This window comes from Lactobacillus sp. JM1, assembly GCF_009834385.1.
Classification (GTDB): domain Bacteria; phylum Bacillota; class Bacilli; order Lactobacillales; family Lactobacillaceae; genus Lactobacillus; species Lactobacillus paragasseri.
This window is the reverse complement of sequence record NZ_CP044412.1, coordinates 951,267-969,147: the sequence shown is the minus strand read 5'-3', so window position 1 is coordinate 969,147 and position 17,881 is coordinate 951,267. Positions and strand designations below refer to the sequence as shown.

Sequence of the window (17,881 nt, the reverse complement as noted above, 5' to 3'; positions counted from 1 at the left end):
TGTTCCTTTCCTATTCAAATTCCGCTTGCCAGTTAGGATTATGATATGTCTCTACTTGCTCTTTTGATCCCTTGTCTTCACTTAATTCAGGCAAATTATCCAATGCAAAATATCCACTAGCAATTGTTTCATCATTTTCTGTAAAACTGCCACCGGTTGGTTTACATAAGAAAAATACCGTTGTAATTCCATAAGGATACATTCCCTTATAATGTTTATTACTATCATAAATCGCAATTAATCTCTCAACAGTAATGTCAATACCGGCTTCTTCCTTTATTTCTTTGATCACATTTTCCTTAACAGAAAGATCTACTTTACACCAACCGCCTGGAATTGACCAAGTACCATCATTTTCCTGAACGAGCAGAATTTTCTCATCTTTGAAAATAGCTGCCCGAGTTCCAAGCTTAGGTGTTTGATAACCAACTTCGTTGCAGAAAAGCTCTTTCACCTTTTCAATTGGCAAAGCAGATTTTTCCGCCATCATTTCAGCCGAAATATCACGAATTTCTTGATATCACTCTAAGTCAAAATTATCTTTTCCATACGTTAAGCCAGCTTGCGCCAAACTTTGAAGTCGCTTTGCCCAATCAATAAGTCGATCTTGCTTCATATTTTGCTTCTTCTCTTGTTTATCCAAAACGCTATTCCTCCATAAAAAAGAGTAAAAAGTAATAAACTAATATAAAAATTAGGTGCAATACCGCTCATCGTTACTGCTCTTCCTTTTGATACGTCAATTATTAATCGTACGCCAAAAAGATTAGAGATTTGAAGAACATTAAAATTGATGAATAAATTAGTCACAAAATAGAGCATTAATAGGATAAACCATATTCCCACTCCTTTAATCATTAATTTAAATAAGCTTTTCATAAATTTATTTCTCCAAATCTAAAACTAAAACAATTTCTTCTTCAATTTTTTCACCATTAGGTACAAAACCAGCAGCCTTGTATAGCTGTTCAGCGCCAACATTTGAAGGAACATAAGAAAGATACAGTTTATTTCCATTTCCTAAAGGCATTGTTTTTATATATTTAATAAGCACAGCTAACGCATCTACCCCTAATCCCTGATCTTGATATTTTTGATCAATCATAAAACGCCACAAGCAATAATTATTACGAGCAACTTTTGGTGCACCTTCCCAGTGGTATACATTAAAGTTAATCATTGCAAAGCCAACTAAATTATCTTTTTCATAGATAGCAAAGGTTTCAACCTTTTTACCTTCATTTTGAGTTGCATATGCTTCTAGCAAACTAGTCGCATTATCTGCAACATATTCTTTTTGATCTGATTTAACTTTAAGATTTACAACATCCCAAAGATTTTGATTAGTTACCTTTTTTAATTCCATAGTTATCGCCTACCAACATTATTTCTTAAGACAAATTTTTTATGCCCATTATCATCAATTCCTTGATACTCAAATCCACTTCGCTTAGCTACATTCCGACTTGCAAAATTCTGAGGATGAGTTCTTAAAATTAAATATTTGAGTCCTAATTGTTCAAATGCATACTTTTTAAGAAATTCGACGGATTCAGTCATAATTCCTAAATGTTGAAAATCATTCGACAGCCAATATCCAACTTCGCCTGACTCTGAATTTAAGTAATGTAAGTCAATCATGCCAGCTGGAATTTCATCAACTAAAATCACCAAATTAAATGCTGTACTATCGACCATTTTCTGTTGAAATTGCTTAATTGAATCTACTTCTTTTTGAACAGAATCAATTTTGTTAGCCCAAACTAACCATTTAGAGAATTCGAAAAGATTTTTTTGAAGTTGATCAAACAAATCTTTCGCTTGCCAAGTTTCAGGTAAAACTAACTCAACATCATGTTTACCAGTTACAAATTTATGTAAAACAAACGGATAATTATGCAATCGTCCCACCCCATTTTTATCTTTTACTTTCTAATTAAATTAAATATTACTTAAATATAATTAATATTTCAATAGATTACTTATAAAATTTTTAACTACAAAAATAAGCAGAGATCTTTTACAATCTCTGCTTATGACTTATTTAACTAATGTTTAAATCAACATGAAAGAATTTCTTCTTAGCTTACTTAGTGCTATTTAAATTAAATGATTTTCTCGACCCAAGTTTAACCGAATAAAATAATGATTTTTCTCTTTTTCATAATTTCTTTGAACGTTTAACAGAAAAACTGCCTTTCCACTTCTTCTAACTCCGTAAACTAATGAAGTTTGATACTTTGCATCACTTAGATTTAAATGCATATTTTATACTCATTTTATACTTTGCAATAAATAAAAAAGCAGGTTCATACAAGAATCTGCTTTAGTCTTACTAATTACTCATCAAACTTATCCAATCTAGTTTGACTTTGTGCGAATTTTCTTTCTTTTTCAATCCTAGTTAATAAATCTAGTCGCTTATCTAATTCATCTTGCTCATAATCAGCCACTAATTCAATAAATGACTCATAATTATCCTTAATTTGTGCTTGTTTTAAAGCTTCCATATAAGCATTTCGACTAATCTTAAAAACTGTTAGCCAAATTAAATAACCGATTAAAATGATTAAACCAAATACTCTCCAGATAATTAAAGTAATATTTCTCATTTCTGGCGTCTATACTACGCTAGCTTCGTCAACTTTTCTAACGCAAAGAAATATATTAATAATTACATATACAGCTACCTTTAATAAAAATCTTCTCCTAAAAAACTCATATAGTCTACATATGTCTTTTAAAAGATTCAAAAGCCTGCAAAGCCAACTTTAGTCGTGGAATGTAACCTAACCAATCATAATCATTTCTACCTTTATTATATTGAAAATTAAATGGCAGAAATGAAACTTCATCATAATTAACCATTATATGACTGTCTTGACAAATTAATGGCCATTCTGTATCCGTTAATAATTCCGTAGAATTTTTAGCAATTACTTCTCCAACATTACTATTAAACGCACAACAACCAGCTAATAAATCAACATTATCAATTTTGAAAATTTTTGCAGCAACTTTATTAGTAATTCTTTCCGTTTCACTCCATGTATCTGGATACGATTCAAAATCTTTACTATTTCTTCCTATAATTCGATACTCATTCTTTAAATTTAAGTTAGAAATATAATTCTTAAACTCAAGATTTCGATTTAAAAGTGCAACCACTACTTTATCAAAATCACAATAAAAATAATTAGTTTTTTCACTAGCATTTTTTAATGCGAATTTTAAGACTTTTCTTCTAGCATCTGCTGCACCATTTGGAGAAATTATAAGACAGTGAAAAGACTTCTCACTAAGACTACTTTTAATTTTTGATGATGTTACATTACTTATTGTTAAGTAAACCTCATCAAAAACTGTTTGTAATTGGTCACAAACATACTCTAAATTTTTTAAAGACACATCAGGATGGTGAACTGTTGATAATAAAATTTTTTTCATTTAATATTACACATCTTTTTCAATTACCTTCTCAACAGCCGGCGCAATCAAACTTTCTTCCAATTTCATATCAACTGGCTTATACTCCATATCGATACATTCATCCCAATACTCAATATGTTTCTTATCAATGTAACTTTTTGATTCTTCAACGGCATTTCCGCCTTCTCCTTGAACTGAATACCAGTAAAAATAGGTATATCCATCTGGATTTTTCTCTTTAAAGACGCTCTCCACGTACATCTTTTCACCAGCCATTGTTGCGACAGTATCAGCGTGATGTTCATTTAGAAAGTCCATCCATTCTTGCGCTTTAGCTTCTTTCCCTTTTTTAATTCTAAAACGAGTAAGTTCTACTTTAGTCATCACTAATTATCTTCTTTCCGTGCACATATTTTCGTTTTGCATTAATTTTCATTTTCTTAACAATATCTTCACCAAGATCACTACCAAGCATTTCGGATATTCCTAGTAAAAATATTGCTACATCAGACAGCTCTTCATTGATATTTTCTTGGTCTTCTTTTAACCAAGCTTGAAACAGTTCATTCACTTCACCGTACAGCAAAAGAAGTTCAAACTTAACATCAGTAGTATTAAAATTATGTTTTTTCTTGTTCTCAATAACTGCTTTTTGTAATTTTTTCGTATCTATAATCAAAATTTTATTCTATCTTTAATATTATTTTTTCTAACTCAACTTTTAATTTTTGTTTCATTATCTCCAATTCATCATCATCTACTTCATTTCCCTTACTATACATCTTCTCTCGTGGATACCACCATACTGGGCCTTTGCCATGATAACCATAGTTTTCTAAATCACCAGATACACGTGGAAATAAATGCCAGTGTAAATGTGCATCTCCATTTCCCAACAATTCATAGTTCATCTTTTCACATTTAAAAGCCTTTGCAACAGCTTCACCCACCACTGACATTTCTGCTAAAAACTTCATTTGCTCTTCAAATTCCAATTCATATAATTCATGTTGATGATTTTTATAAAGAAACAGAGTATAGCCTTTAAAATGTTGATTATCTCCTAAAACCACATATCCAGTTTTAAGCTCTTTTACGAAATATTTGTTTCGTTGATTGTAAAATCAAATTGAACACTTTAGAAAAATAAAAAGTCCATTCGGACCTGTTTGATAGAATGTTAATAACCACAAAAACTTTCTATTGGAGGTCAAAATGGACTCTTTACATTCTACCATGAACCAGCACGTTAAAGGAAAGCATTTATCATTTGAAGAGCGAGTTATTATTCAATTGCGTTTGAAAGATGGCTGCTCTTTGCGTGCAATTGCTCGTGAACTCAACTGTTCTCCTTCTACTATCAGTTATGAGATTAAACGTGGCACTGTAAAACTGTATCATGGTAAAGTCAAAAGATACAAGGCTACTCAAGGACATGATGTATATCAAGCTCATCGTAAAAATTGTGGGCGCAAATCAGACTTTCTCAAAAAAACTCAATTTATTCACTATGTCCACAAACATTTCTTTAAAGACGGTTGGTCGCTTGATGTTTGCAGTAATCGTGCCACTGCTGCTGGCGAATTCTCTAGCGGCGATGTTGTCTGCACCAAAACTCTTTATAATTACGTTGATAAGGGCTTATTAGGCATTTATAATTACGACTTGCCTGAGAAGCTTAAACGCAATACCAAGCTTCATCGTGTTCGCAAAAACAAGAAAAAGCTTGGCAGAAGTATTGAAGAACGTCCAAAAGAAATTAGTGAACGTAATGAATTCGGTCATTGGGAATGCGATTTGGTTCTTGGACATAAGACTAAAGATGATGAAGTGCTGTTAACCTTATCTGAGCGCATGAGTCGTGAATTCTTAATTATTCGTATTCCCGACAAGACTTCTATCAGTGTCATGCAAGCCTTTAAAGAACTCCAAAGACAATACAGTGAACACTGGAATGATATTTTTAAAACTATTACCACTGATAATGGTTCAGAATTTGCGGATCTGTCCAACCTAGAAGAAGCATCCAATACACTGGTTTACTATGCCCATCCTTACACTTCTTGTGATAAGGGAACAGTTGAAAGACACAATGGTCTTATTCGCAGATTCATTCCTAAAGGAGAAGCAATAGCTAACTATTCTTTACAAAATATCATTGATATTGAAACCTGGTGCAACTCATTGCCAAGAAAGATCTTAGCTTATCATACACCAGATGAAATCTTTGAAAGAGAATTAGATCGAATCTATCAAGCAGCTTAACCAAAAGTGTTCAATTTATTATTGCAATTTACGGAAATATTTGTTTTGATAACTTTTAATCATTTCGATTCGTTTACAAATCAGACACATAATTTTCACCATAATTCCATCGTATCTTGAGAAAATTCTATTGGATACTCATCAGACCACTTTTCAACTACAGTTTTTACTACTTTAAAACCATATTTTTCATACAATGCTTTGGCTGCCAAATTGTCAGTAAAAACTTCTAGCTTTATCGGTCTTTCTAATTGCTTCAAAGCAAACTCTATTAATTTCTTCCCGACTCCAAGATTTTGAAAGTTTGGATCTACATATAAAAATGATAATTCATGTGGTCGTAATCCAACAAATCCATCCATTTTTCCTTTCTTAATTGCGACATAAATTTTGCTCTTTAACAAATATCCTAAATACGGTGCATTTCTCAATTGGATAAACACTTGCTCCATATTAGCTGTCAGTAACTCTTGCATTCGTGCCCTATCCATCACATGACACAATTGGTCGAAATCAAAATTTTCATACTTTCTAATAAGCATTAGATATTAAAAGTCACTCCTAGCAAAATAAGCAGTACAATTGCCCAAACAAATCCTACAATCCATCCTAAAATCCACGCTAACCACATTTTTATCTTTTTACTCAACAATATTGCAATTAAAACAAACATTGCACTTTCAGAGATAATTACTGGATAAGTAACCCAAGACTTTAAATAAAAAATAGGTAAAAGAAAACTAATTACTGTGGAAGTAATAACAATAAGAATCGGTACTTTTATTGAGGTATCTTCATTAAAAGAGAAGGCAAAAGAGGCTGCAATGCCAATAAATAATGGCAATGTATTGAAAAGCTGCATTACATTTTCTAGCATAAAAAGTCACTCCAAATTCTTTTATTAAAATAATATCTAATACTACTTTAATTTTCAACAAAATATGCTATATTATTTTCATCAAAGAAGAAACGACTTAAATGAAGTCACTTTGATGGGGTCTAGAACGGTAATAATCTTTCTGGTGGTCAAATTCAAAGAATTGAAATTGCCAGATCTATTTTGGCTAAACGTTCTATTTTGCTAGCCGATTAGGCAACGAGCGCTTTAGACAATGAACTATCATTGCAAATACATCAAGTTTTACTCAAAAATTCGAATTTTGCAGTAATTGAAGTTGCTCATAAGATCTCACACCAAGAAAAAGAAATGTTTGATAGAATTATTGACTTGAGTAAATAAAAAACATTGGTCCAGGCTTTGGATCAATGTTTTTTACTATCTCCAATTATTTTCTCACAATCTTATAACGATTTGATCTATCTTCAGGCTTTCCATTATCAGCAGGATAGCCAATTGGCAAAAGTACTGAAGTTTCGTAACCCTCATCCATTCCCAACTCTTTTTGAACCTCAGGGAATTTATTTAGTGCAATTACTCCACCCATTACATAAACAGAAGCTAGGCCCAAATCAACAGCTTCAACCATTACATTTTCTGCTGCTACCGAAGCATCTCTTTCACCAAATTGACTATCTTTTTTAGTATTGATCATAAAAACAAGCGGTGCATTATAACAAGAATTGTTAGTATTATCTTCAATTTTCTTAAGAAGTTCTGGATCCGTAATTACACTCAGTTCCATAACCTCAGTTTGGTGCAGCTTGAAAAGCGTCAATTAATTTTTGAATCTTTTCTTCATCAATTTTTTCATTAGTATATTCTCTAACTGCTCTTCTTTCAAAAATTGCGTTCATTTTCTACTCCTTAAATGAATATTTTTAATAAATTGCTTTCACAAATTTATTCTATTACACTAATATTTAATAAGCAATTCTTTAAATTTCAATTATTTGGTCAAAAGCAGACTTATTTTCATTATGAAGTTGATGACTAACAAAGATTACAGTTGCATCATCTAGCCCTAAAAAAGTATTCTCCACTTTAAGCGCAGTTTTCTTATCTAAATTACTAGTACTTTCATCAAGTAAAAATAGTTTTCTCTTTCTCAATAAACCTCTAGCCAAAGCAAGCCTCTGCTTTTGTCCGCCAGAAAAGTTGTTACCATTTTCATTTATTTCTGTATTTAGTCCATCAGGTAAGTTACTTATTGTTTTCCATAGATTAGCCTTTTTTAGCGCGTCGATTATTTCATTATCTGTAAAATCTTCTCTTAAGGTTAAGTTATAACGAACAGTATCATTGAATAAGTATGGAGTTTGTTCCACATAAAGTAAAATTTTCTGTAGCGCACTATACTTTAATCGATTTAGTTCTACTTTATTCAGCTGAATCTCACCGGTATAACTTCTTATTTGTCCAGAAATAATTTTCATAAAAGTAGTCTTACCACTACCCGATTTGCCATAAATCCCAACTTTTTGATTTTTTAAAATACATAGATTTATTGGATGAGCAAAAACCTCTCTATCTTGATACTTCTTCTGTAAATTAATTACTTCCAAGGAATCAAACTTATTTTCAGTACAATCTTGTCCCTCTTCTTTATAATTCTTTTTCTCAGTTAAATGATACTTATCAAAAATTGGTTTTAACGCTGTCATTTCAGTCCATATCGGTGCAATTACAGCTAAAGAATTAAAAACGTTATAAGCTAAATTTCCAGACGAACCTATTACACCAATTGAAATTATCTTTTCAAGCGCTAAATAGCCGGTCCACGCTTGAATTCCAACTTGACCTAAAATATTTGAGAAACCTGCGATATTATTAGCAATTGATTGGTACTTCGCTTGCTTAACCTTTTTATCTAATAAAAATAATGCTGTTTCAGTAACTCTAGCCTCTAATTGCTTTTCAACTCCAAAAATTGAAAAGGTATTAAATCCCCGTAAGCTATCATTAATAACATTCAATAATTTTTCATTAGCCTTAGTCGTCGAAAGACTAGCGCTAGCAAGCCTTTTATGAATAAGTTGCGGCAAAAATACTGTTAAAAAAGAAACTAAAGCAATAATTGGGATAAAAGTCCATGAGAACTTAGCTAAGGCAATCATTGAAAACAAAGGATCTGTAATGATTTGTACGCTCTGCAAAATATTGTAAAAGCCATCATTTTCGATCGTAGTCACGTCATTAGTTAACCAAGACGCATAAACTCCCGTGTCTTGCTTATTAAATTCCTCAATTGATTTTCCTGATAATTGACGAATAATATCTTTTCTTAAGTCTAGACTCAAAAGCTGCACTGTCTCAGCCATCTGGATTTGCATCAATACTAAGAAGATCGCAAACACTGCGATATCAATTATCACCCAATAAAAGAAGCCATGAAATTCTAACTTAATTAAGGCATTAAAAATATTCACATTAATTAAGGCATGTGTCACTCTTAGAGCAGAAGTAATAATAGTTAAAACAATTACAATTCCTACTGCTCCCGGTCTTTTTCTTAAATAATGAAATAAGTAATTCATTTTGTTCACCTCGCTGCATTAATTATTGAACAAGGTAAATAAGAAAAGACTGCATTGTCGTATACGCACATTTAGTTGCTTAGATGAGGCAAAACAGAAACGAAATCTTTCCAGCCTGCTTTTTCAAGAACACCACCAATAGTCTTTACTTCATCTATATTTTTATTGAAAACAGCTTGATAATAATTCTTAAGTATTTTAACTAAAAGTAATTCCGAAGCATTTGAAAGTTTTGAGATATATTGTAGTGGTTGCTTTATCAATTCAGGTGTGTTGTGTTCATAACACTTATCTAAAAAGTTAATGCAAATTCCTCCTAAGATCTCCTGCGTCTTTATAGGCAACTCGGCTGGCTGTTGATACTTAACTAAAATTGCATTTACTAGAAAAGTTAGCTCATCTATATCGTAAACACGAATCGTTTCTCTAAATAACTGCAGCGAATTTTCATTCCAATTATTATCTTGAAAAACAAATTTCTTCAAATCGTTCTTTAATTCATCTGGAATATCATCTGCTTTTGTTAAATAAACATTCAAAACCAATTCAATTTGCAGCTGATAATACTTTTTTTGCTTCGAATCTGGCAATTGATCAATATCTTTTTTTATTGCCAAAAGCGTTTGCTTATCTTTTTTCTCATAAGCATCCCCTATTTCTTTTATAAAATCTCTTTTTTTCTGAGAATTAGAACTAGAAAGATGAGCAAAGAAAGCTGCATTGTCAATATGATGTCTATTGAGAATAGCAATTAATTCATCAGCACTAATTTGATGAATATTTCGTTCTACTTTTGAATAATAAGAAGTTGAAACAATGCCGGCTGCCATCTCTGTTTGAGTTAAGCCGAGAGATCGTCTTGTTTGTTTTAGCAATTTACCAATAGTCATTATATGTCCACCTCATCTTCTACTTTCTACAATTATAATCGATTTTTATGCGCCTAAATAATTTTTATCTGAAAAATATTTTAAAAACTATTTCATTTTTCTAAAAATATTGGGATAATATAAGTCAAAATTAAGAAAAGGAGTCAAAGTATTATGTTAATGCGAATTTTACTAATTGTTTTGGTGATCTTACTTTTAGTTTTACTAGCTTTAAGCTTTCATATTGTTCCGCAAAACTATGAAGGCTTAGTTGAAACATTAGGTAAGTATTCACGCACTGTAAAAGCAGGCTTTGTGATGATTTTTCCTGGAGTTCAAAGAATTAGAAAAGTATCGCTAGCTCTTCAGCCTTTAGAAATTTCTAAATACCGAATTATTACTAAAGATAATGCTGAAATTACTACTAGCCTAACTTTAAACTATCTTGTCACTGATTCTTACAAGTACTTCTACAACAACACTGATTCTGTTGAATCGATGGTGCAATTAATTCGTGGTCACCTTCGTGATATTATTGGTCGAATGGAATTGAATGAAGCTTTGGGTTCAACTAGTCAGATTAACGCACAACTTGCGGATGCAATTGGCGATTTGACTGATATTTACGGCATTCGCGTTGTTCGGGTCAATGTTGACGAATTGCTTCCTAGTCCAGAAATTCAAAAGGCAATGGATAAGCAATTAACAGCTGACCGTGAAAAAACAGCGGCAATTGCACGTGCTGAAGGTGAAGCAAGAAATATTGAATTAACCACTAAGGCTAAAAATGATGCTCTAGTTGCAACTGCTAAAGCAAATGCAGAAGCTATTAAAACGCAAGCAGATGCGGATGCTTACCGAATTAAGAAATTGCAAGAATCACTTGATCAGGCTGGCGAAGGCTACTTTAGAAATCAAAGTCTTGATAGCTTCAACCAACTTGCTCAGGGTCCTAACAATTTAATCGTTGTTGATAAAGACGAAATTAGCAATTTAGGAAAAATTCCAGCTGCTAAAAAAATCTGGGACCAAAGCAAAAATGAAGACTAAAAAAGCAAAGACTTCTAACCTTTTTGAGCTAGAAGCCTTTTATTTTCACTAAGAAAGGATCAAATAATGGAGATCAACCGCAAGGAATTAAGACAAACTGGTCGTAAACAGCTTAAAGGTAACTGGCTGTGGGTAATTGGATTGTTAATCATTCCTGGAATTATTAATTTATTTCTCGAATATATAACTAATTATGTCTGGACCGGTAGTTTTAATACTAATAATCTTTCTCTTGTTTCATGGTGGCAAGGCTTAGGCTGGAGCATATTTACGATCATTACCGGTTTAATTGCTACGATGATTGCTTGGGGAGTCCAGTATACAACATTAGCTTTTAGAGATACAGGGGAAAAGCCAAATATTTTTAAAGCAATGTTTTCTAGTTTTACTAATGGCTATTTTTCCAAAACATTTCTTACTAGCTTACTAACTACTCTATTTACTTTTTTCTGGGGACTTTTATTAATAGTTCCAGGGATCATTAAAAGTTTTTCCTACGCAATGACGCCTTACATTATGAAGGATATGATTGATTCAAAGCACGAAATGACAGCAACAGAAGCAATCAGTGAATCACGCAAGATCATGAAAGGCAATAAAACTACTTTATTCATCATTTGGTTAACTTTCAATATTTGGTACTTTATTATTACTTTAATTGGAATAGTTATTGCTTTTCTTTACCTGAAACCATTTAATAAACCGTTAGCTGATCTCATTTTCCAAGCATTGATTGCATATTTAATTGCAATTATTCTAATCGCTATCATCAACTTTTTACTCTCCCTTTACCTTCAACCATATTATCGCCAAACCGTTGCCAACTTTTACCGCAGTTTAGCAGGCGATAAGTATCTAAAAAAGGAAATAATTAAATAGACTAGCAAAAAATACGATCTAAGACTCAATGTCCTAGACCGTATTTCTTTTATAGTAATCAAACAGCTGTCCATTTTTTATTGTGAAAATGAGTAAACAAATTCTTATTTTCTCTTAAAAGTTGCACAATTCCCTGCTTATCTATTAATTCTATTTGATTTTCCTTTAAAAACTGTATAATTGTATCAAGCTTTTGATAGTCAATATTTCTTAAAGGTAATGTGCAACTATTACCATCTTTTGTCTTCAAATATAAGTTAAGATAGTCTGGATTAAAATCAACAGGACTGATTCTGATATTTTTCTTATAGATAATTTCCGTATTTTCAATATTAGCTAGTTTTATCACTTGCTCATCTTTTTTATGCAAACCCAACAGTTGCATCAACTTAATAGCATCATTATTGCTATAAGAAGTAGTCTTTACTTCTTCCTTATTAATTCTCCAATAGGAATTAAAGCATGTCGGCAAAGTAATAAAAATTCCTAGAATTAAAACAATCAGAAATACCCACCATGGTAAATAGCCAAAGCCAGTAACAAATAATGAAAGTATAACAATTGCAGCTGCTCCGATTAAAACATGGCTAATTTTTACCGGTTTACCAATAACTATTTCATTTGCATTTTTCATCTCAATCGCCTTCTTCTGTCATTGTCTATATTATAAAGCGCTTTCAAAAAATGCTAATATAATAAATAATCAAGGAGATCATTATGAAAAAAGTTAGTTTAACCCAATTTACAGAAACATCATTAAAAGAAATTTGGAAACAAGGATTTTCAAGCGATCATCCTGAATGGACCAAATTTAATGCGCCATACTTCAATGATTATCAGAAATTTACTAATTTTGAATCATTCAAAGAAAGCACCATTGCTAAATATTTATTAAGTGAAGATTGTCGCTGCATTATAGTAAATAATCAACCAATCGGTATGGTTTCAAAAGATTGGATTGATAAACAAACTCGCTGGCTTGAAATCGGAATCGTAATCTATGATTCAAACAAATGGAGCGGTGGTTACGGCACAACTGCGCTACAAATTTGGATTAATCATATTTTTCAAAATATTGACAAGCTGGAGCACATTGGGTTAACAACTTGGTCTGGTAATCCTTCGATGATGCACGTTGCTGAGAAACTCGGATTTCAAAAAGAAGCTCAAATTAGAAAAGTACGATATTACAATGGTAAATATTACGATTCCATGAAATATGGAATATTAAGGGATGAATGGAAAAATGTCGGTAAAAATTAAAAAGATCAAAGATAGTCAATATATTGTTTGGTGCGATGAAAAAGACATAGGCACTATTACTACTTACCATAACGAATTCCATAATAAGTATCTTTATCTAAAATTTAACTTGACTAAATATCCTACTTACTTTCCATTTAGCAAAATCAAGCAAATCAAAGGTCAATCGCTTCAAGTAATGACCTCTTCACCCAATACTAATTTAATTCATTTATTGCTTCAAAATGGATTTAAATGTAAACGTCATTGTTACACTCCAGAAGTAACAAAGAAAGATTTGAAAATACAGCTTAATTCTAATTATTCTATCCATCCCTTCAATACAAATAGTAAAAATTACTCTGCGCTATGTCATTTGCTGTATAAATACTATCAAGAAGTGCATCAGGTTGTATCTCCCTTAACTGTTTCCGAAGATACTTTTGTTAAAGAAGTTCCGACCCAAAGTGGCTACTATAGTATGAATAACGAAAATACAATTGAAAATTGCGTTTTTACTGAAAATAATGAAATTGCGTATATTTGTTCATTTAATGAAAAGTCATGTGATCTATTTATTCAGGCAGTTTTAAGCAAAATGTTCAATAAGTATTCCTCTATTTTCTTTGAAGCAGACGACACAGATTGGGCTGCAACTAAGTTACTTGATTGCTTTAATGTCGATAAAGAAAATAGTTTTAATACTTATATTTATGAATAACTCACTATACTAGAGTTTTAGACTTATAATAAAAATAATGTAACTCAGAAATTTTTGGAAAGAATTAAATATGAAAATTGGTCTTATTCAAGCGAGTTCTCAAAAAGAAAAGAACAAAACTTTAGAACATTATTTAAATGAAGCAATTAATCCAAACGATAAATTAATCAACTTCGGCATTTATCCAGACAGTAAAATTCAACTATCCTACGTTCAAATTTCCCTAGCAATTGCATTATTGATTAATAGTAAATCTTTAAATTTCATTGTTACTGGATGCTCATCTGGCCAAGGAATGATGCTGGCTTGCAACACTTTTCCCAATATTCAATGTGGCTATCTTCCTACTCCACAAGATGCTTTTCTATTCAGCCATATTAATAATGGAAATGTAGTTTCTTTTCCTCTGGGACTAAATTGGGGATGGAGCGGAGAAATTAATTTTTCAGAAACTATGAAAGCTCTATTTAAACAGCCTTGGGGCACCGGCTATCCTCCCTCTCAAGCAACACGAAAAGTTAAAAACACTACAGAAGTAAAAGAACTTAACCAGCTCAATAAAAAATCGATGATTTCTATTCTTCCTTCTGTTGATCCAGATCTCCTGATTCCTGTCTTAAAGTACGAACCAGTTTATGATTTTATTATTAAAAATGATACAAATCATGAACTAGTTGATTTGATTCAAAAACTAAAGCAGGACTATTTCAATTAGACATAAATAAAGACCACGTCTAAATGATATAGTCCTGCTTTAGTGGATTTTGCACTACTTCTTATCTTTCTTCTTTTTACTCTTTACTTCAGGTTCCTTCTCCTCATTAATGACATTTGGAGTTTGACCACCATTCTTTTTAGGCTTATCAAGACCTTCACCCGGTCTTTTCGGCGTCTTTTTGGGATCTGGAACAGTCGCAAATTTATCAAGCATTTGTTGTAAGTTGTTAGGATTGTTAAAAGTTAGTCCCATTGTTATCATCCTTTTCTTTTTCTATGATTATAAAACGGAATTAACAAACTGACAAATGTTTAGAGATAAATTTACTTAACCTTAAGAGCCTTGCTGTAGTCAACTTCTCTTAAAACCTTAGCAAAATCAGGACGCTTAGTTTCCATATCCATCACTTTATGTAAGCCAGGTGTTAAGGCTTGCTCCTTTTCTTCTGCTTCTGACATTTCAGTGATTACTTCATTTCCTTTACCAGCAACTACCTTAGCTGCAAAGTTAGCATCAATTAGCTGTGCACGACCAGCTGCTACTAAATCGGTATAATTCAAAGCATCTTCTGCATCTGCCTGACTCATTATATCCCCAACAATAATTAACTTTGTATCCTCACCAATCACTGGTCTAAATAGTTCCGCAAAAGTCTTAGCAGAATCTTTTGGCTTAGCCTGATAGTCAGGTAGTGATAAGTGAATATAGTCAAAGTCAAACTTATTAGTTAACTTATTAATCAATTCAGTTGACTCATGCCAAGTGTAACCAACATTATCTGGATTAATCTCTTCAGGACTAATACGATAGCCAATAATAAAGTTCTTAGGTGCATACTTTTTAACTACTTCAAATACTTCTTTAGCAACTGCTAGAGGAAATGCTTCATAATCTCCCCACTTATCATCACGGTGATTAGAGAATCGTGAAAAGAATTGCTGAATTAAGTAGTGATTGGCTCCATGAATTTCAACACCATCAAAGCCAGCGTCAATTGCCCGCTTAGTTGCAGCCCCGAAATCTTTTACCACTTGATCGACTTGTTCAGTCGTGAAGGCTTGGACTCCATAAGGTAAAAATGGATAGTTTGCCGTATCAGGAGCATATACTGGTAAGCCCAAGTGAGCACGATAATTCGCTTCTCGTCCAGTATGAGCAATTTGAAGAAGTGCTTTATTGCCACCTGACTTCATTGTCTTTGCCATCTTGGTTAATCCAGGTAAAAATTTATCATCATAAGCTGCTAGTTGAGTTCGATCATCTGCCCAAGTAATTGCTGGACCGCCTGCTGGACTAACATAATTATATTCTGAAATAACTAGACCTGCTGAATTTGCACGTGCCTTCCAGTAAGCAAGCGTATCATCAGTAACTGCACCGTTTAAACCACTATTAGTCAACATTGGTGGTTGAACCATACGATTATTAATAACTGCACCATGTTTAAAAGTTACTTTATCTGATAATTTTTTCATAACAATGACACTTTCTATAATTATCTTACTTTTTGTTAGTTGATAATTATATTGTAGTACTGGTCCTTTCTTACGTAAAGTAAGTATTTAAAAAAAGCGGTATTTTTAATACCGCTTCTCTCTTCTATTCAAATTTCAAAATATCATCAACTGGATATCTAACTGACTTCAATTCTTGTACGCTTGTATCTGGTTTACCAATCGCAATACCCATCACTGGAACATATTGTTCTGGATCAAGTCCCATCACACTAGCAGCTTTTTTAGCATCGTAACCAGCCATTGCATTTGTTTCATAACCATGTGCACGAGCAACTAACATCAATTGCATGGCAGCAAGTGAAGAATCAACCATCGCATCAGCTGTAAGCATTGTCTTATCTGCATGCTCATACAATGGTAAGAAAGTGTTGTAAACCTTATCTAATTCTTCCTTAGAAATTCTCTTTTCTTCATACATATGATCCCATAAGGCACGATACTTCTTAAATGCTAAAGTATTGCCAAAAATTTGAATAATTGCACTTGAAGTATCAATTTGCGGATTATTAAATGGCATGTAAAATTCATGCAATTTCTTCTTACCTTCGTCAGTGTCTACTACGATAAACTGCCAAGCTTGCAAGTTACATGCTGATGGTGCAGTAATTGTTTCCTTGATCATTTCTCTAAGTTCTTCACGAGGAATTTTTACAGTCTTATCAAAGTGACGAACTGAATGACGATTAAGTAATACATCCCTAAAATTATTATTTTCAAATTGTGTCATCAAATTTACCTCCCATATATTAGCGCTTACATATATAATTATAGACTAAAACTACCTCAGCGCACATAAAAACGGACATGATTTAAAACCATATCCGATCTACATAGTTTGATACTGAACTAACACAATTGCGTTAGTTCTAGTCTTTTTTGATTGATCTTATTCTTCTACAAATACGCCTTGAGAACTGGCCTTTAGTTGCTCAATTCTATCATCTAAGCCAACCTCTCTTAGACTTTCAATAAATTTTTCAGTCCTACTATGTTCAATAATTGTCATCACAGTAGAACCAGCACCACTCAAATAAGTAGCAAAAGCTTCATGCTGATGAGCAATTTCTCTGATTTTCACTAATTCAGGAACTAATTTTTGTCGATATGGTTCGTGAAATTCATCTGCTTCAATCATTTTCTTAGCTGTTTCATAATCTTGCAAAGCTAAGCTAGCTGTTAAAGTCCCTAAAATGCTACTTGCATGTGTCGCATTCTTAAAAGCTAGCTTTTCAGGTAAAGCATTTCTTGAAGCTTTCGTATCTAATTCATAGCTAGGAATATAAGCAACAAAGTCAAATGGAATCAACGGTAACTCTTGAAAATAATATTGATCCTCTATCTTACTTGCAACTACCATTCCGCCTAAGATAGCAGGCATTACATTATCTGGATGTCCTTCAATCTTAGCAGCAATTCTACACTTATCTTGCTCGCTTAAATTAAGATTAGCTAGTTGATTTGCTAGCTCAATTCCAGCTACAATCGCAGTTGAACTACTTCCTAAACCACGGCTTAAGGGAATTTGACTCTTAACTGATAGATGATGCGGCGTTAATCTAGGAGCAAGTTCTAAAGCGGTTTTAACAATTAAATTATTTTCATCATGACTTATTTCATTCATATCGTGTTCAACAAACCATTTATCACTTGCTTCCAGTACATCAAGCTCTAAAAACATCGAGACGGCAGTTCCCAGACAATCAAATCCAGGCCCCATATTTGCTGACGTTGCAGGTACAAAAATTTTCATTTTCTA

Annotated in this window: 23 protein-coding genes and 3 pseudogenes; 7 read left to right on the top strand and 19 right to left on the bottom strand. The window is 32.5% G+C overall.

From position 1 onward, the window contains the following. Positions 1-10 precede the first annotated feature (10 nt). From F3I00_RS04990 to F3I00_RS04940, 9 genes and pseudogenes are all read right to left on the bottom strand, one after another. A pseudogene (locus tag F3I00_RS04990) lies at positions 11-616 on the bottom strand (NUDIX hydrolase N-terminal domain-containing protein). A 267-nt stretch (positions 617-883) separates the two neighbouring features. Beyond that, complete coding sequence (locus F3I00_RS04980; RefSeq protein ID WP_020807395.1) at positions 884-1,366, bottom strand: GNAT family N-acetyltransferase; 483 nt, start codon at positions 1,364-1,366, stop codon at positions 884-886. A 2-nt stretch (positions 1,367-1,368) separates the two neighbouring features. Beyond that, a complete protein-coding gene (locus F3I00_RS04975) occupies positions 1,369-1,902 on the bottom strand; it encodes a GNAT family N-acetyltransferase (protein ID WP_020807396.1) in 534 nt (177 codons plus the stop codon). Positions 1,903-2,100: 198 nt separating this feature from the next. Beyond that, positions 2,101-2,265 carry a hypothetical protein gene (locus F3I00_RS04970; protein ID WP_003648893.1) on the bottom strand — a complete coding sequence of 55 codons (165 nt, stop codon included), beginning with the start codon at positions 2,263-2,265 and terminating at the stop codon, positions 2,101-2,103. 74 nt (positions 2,266-2,339) lie between these two features. Beyond that, a complete protein-coding gene (locus tag F3I00_RS04965; protein WP_020807397.1) occupies positions 2,340-2,612 on the bottom strand; it encodes a hypothetical protein in 273 nt (90 codons plus the stop codon). A gap of 115 nt (positions 2,613-2,727) precedes the next feature. Then, positions 2,728-3,447: a hypothetical protein gene (locus F3I00_RS04955; RefSeq protein WP_020807398.1), complete on the bottom strand. Its 720-nt coding sequence runs from the start codon at positions 3,445-3,447 to the stop codon at positions 2,728-2,730. 6 nt (positions 3,448-3,453) lie between these two features. After that, complete coding sequence (locus F3I00_RS04950; protein ID WP_020807399.1) at positions 3,454-3,813, bottom strand: DUF6176 family protein; 360 nt, start codon at positions 3,811-3,813, stop codon at positions 3,454-3,456. Further along, on the bottom strand, positions 3,806-4,108 hold the full coding sequence (locus F3I00_RS04945; RefSeq protein WP_020807400.1) for a MazG-like family protein: 303 nt from the start codon (positions 4,106-4,108) through the stop codon (positions 3,806-3,808). Before F3I00_RS04945 ends, F3I00_RS04950 begins: the two co-directional genes overlap by 8 nt. A 4-nt stretch (positions 4,109-4,112) precedes the next feature. Further along, entirely contained in the window at positions 4,113-4,502 is a 390-nt protein-coding gene (locus F3I00_RS04940; RefSeq protein WP_024273056.1) for an HIT family protein, read from the bottom strand. 142 nt (positions 4,503-4,644) lie between these two features. Here F3I00_RS04940 and F3I00_RS04935 point away from each other — a divergent pair, with 142 nt between their 5' ends. Beyond that, the gene (locus F3I00_RS04935) at positions 4,645-5,694 is read left to right on the top strand and encodes an IS30-like element ISLga1 family transposase (protein ID WP_159311019.1); all 1,050 of its coding nucleotides are present in this window, start codon (positions 4,645-4,647) and stop codon (positions 5,692-5,694) included. Positions 5,695-5,789: 95 nt separating this feature from the next. On the opposite strand, the gene F3I00_RS04930 is transcribed toward F3I00_RS04935, so the two are convergent. Both F3I00_RS04930 and F3I00_RS04925 read right to left on the bottom strand, forming a co-directional pair. Further along, complete coding sequence (locus F3I00_RS04930; protein WP_020807876.1) at positions 5,790-6,236, bottom strand: N-acetyltransferase; 447 nt, start codon at positions 6,234-6,236, stop codon at positions 5,790-5,792. After that, positions 6,236-6,571 carry a hypothetical protein gene (locus F3I00_RS04925; protein ID WP_020807877.1) on the bottom strand — a complete coding sequence of 112 codons (336 nt, stop codon included), beginning with the start codon at positions 6,569-6,571 and terminating at the stop codon, positions 6,236-6,238. The genes F3I00_RS04930 and F3I00_RS04925 overlap by 1 nt, the downstream gene beginning before the upstream one ends. A gap of 126 nt (positions 6,572-6,697) precedes the next feature. Between F3I00_RS04925 and F3I00_RS04920 the strand changes: the two are divergent. Further along, positions 6,698-6,934, top strand: a pseudogene (locus F3I00_RS04920) (ATP-binding cassette domain-containing protein); the annotation flags it as partial. 46 nt (positions 6,935-6,980) lie between these two features. Here F3I00_RS04920 and F3I00_RS04915 read toward each other — a convergent pair. From F3I00_RS04915 to F3I00_RS04905, 3 genes and pseudogenes are all read right to left on the bottom strand, one after another. Next, positions 6,981-7,449: pseudogene (locus tag F3I00_RS04915) on the bottom strand (nitroreductase family protein). Positions 7,450-7,530: 81 nt separating this feature from the next. Further along, positions 7,531-9,129 carry an ABC transporter ATP-binding protein gene (locus tag F3I00_RS04910; protein WP_159311018.1) on the bottom strand — a complete coding sequence of 533 codons (1,599 nt, stop codon included), beginning with the start codon at positions 9,127-9,129 and terminating at the stop codon, positions 7,531-7,533. A gap of 71 nt (positions 9,130-9,200) precedes the next feature. Continuing rightward, entirely contained in the window at positions 9,201-10,019 is an 819-nt protein-coding gene (locus F3I00_RS04905) for a helix-turn-helix domain-containing protein (protein ID WP_020807880.1), read from the bottom strand. A 159-nt stretch (positions 10,020-10,178) separates the two neighbouring features. Here F3I00_RS04905 and F3I00_RS04900 point away from each other — a divergent pair, with 159 nt between their 5' ends. Next, positions 10,179-11,048, top strand: coding sequence for an SPFH domain-containing protein (locus F3I00_RS04900; protein WP_370519041.1), 870 nt, complete (start codon positions 10,179-10,181; stop codon positions 11,046-11,048). Positions 11,049-11,114: 66 nt separating this feature from the next. Further along, positions 11,115-11,927 carry a DUF975 family protein gene (locus tag F3I00_RS04895; RefSeq protein ID WP_020807882.1) on the top strand — a complete coding sequence of 271 codons (813 nt, stop codon included), beginning with the start codon at positions 11,115-11,117 and terminating at the stop codon, positions 11,925-11,927. A 58-nt stretch (positions 11,928-11,985) separates the two neighbouring features. Here F3I00_RS04895 and F3I00_RS04890 read toward each other — a convergent pair whose 3' ends face one another. Further along, the gene (locus tag F3I00_RS04890) at positions 11,986-12,561 is read right to left on the bottom strand and encodes a hypothetical protein (RefSeq protein ID WP_020807883.1); all 576 of its coding nucleotides are present in this window, start codon (positions 12,559-12,561) and stop codon (positions 11,986-11,988) included. An 83-nt stretch (positions 12,562-12,644) separates the two neighbouring features. Between F3I00_RS04890 and F3I00_RS04885 the strand changes: the two genes are divergently transcribed. The 3 genes from F3I00_RS04885 (at position 12,645) to F3I00_RS04875 (ending at position 14,605) form a co-directional block, all read left to right on the top strand. Then, positions 12,645-13,190: a GNAT family N-acetyltransferase gene (locus tag F3I00_RS04885; RefSeq protein WP_020807884.1), complete on the top strand. Its 546-nt coding sequence runs from the start codon at positions 12,645-12,647 to the stop codon at positions 13,188-13,190. Beyond that, positions 13,174-13,890 (top strand): GNAT family acetyltransferase, encoded by a 717-nt coding sequence (locus tag F3I00_RS04880; RefSeq protein ID WP_231110803.1) that lies wholly within the window; start codon positions 13,174-13,176, stop codon positions 13,888-13,890. Before F3I00_RS04885 ends, F3I00_RS04880 begins: the two co-directional genes overlap by 17 nt. 70 nt (positions 13,891-13,960) lie before the next feature. Beyond that, on the top strand, positions 13,961-14,605 hold the full coding sequence (locus F3I00_RS04875) for an RpiB/LacA/LacB family sugar-phosphate isomerase (protein ID WP_020807886.1): 645 nt from the start codon (positions 13,961-13,963) through the stop codon (positions 14,603-14,605). A gap of 54 nt (positions 14,606-14,659) precedes the next feature. Here F3I00_RS04875 and F3I00_RS04870 read toward each other — a convergent pair whose 3' ends face one another. From F3I00_RS04870 to thrB, 4 genes are all read right to left on the bottom strand, one after another. Beyond that, complete coding sequence (locus tag F3I00_RS04870) at positions 14,660-14,860, bottom strand: SPJ_0845 family protein (RefSeq protein WP_020807887.1); 201 nt, start codon at positions 14,858-14,860, stop codon at positions 14,660-14,662. 71 nt (positions 14,861-14,931) lie between these two features. Next, the gene (locus F3I00_RS04865) at positions 14,932-16,083 is read right to left on the bottom strand and encodes a hypothetical protein (RefSeq protein ID WP_020807888.1); all 1,152 of its coding nucleotides are present in this window, start codon (positions 16,081-16,083) and stop codon (positions 14,932-14,934) included. Between the two features lie 124 nt (positions 16,084-16,207). Further along, positions 16,208-16,852, bottom strand: a complete 645-nt coding sequence (locus F3I00_RS04860; RefSeq protein ID WP_020807889.1) for a nitroreductase family protein — start codon at positions 16,850-16,852, stop codon at positions 16,208-16,210. Between the two features lie 159 nt (positions 16,853-17,011). Beyond that, positions 17,012-17,875, bottom strand: coding sequence for a homoserine kinase (gene thrB, locus F3I00_RS04855; protein ID WP_020807890.1), 864 nt, complete (start codon positions 17,873-17,875; stop codon positions 17,012-17,014). Positions 17,876-17,881: the final 6 nt, after the last annotated feature.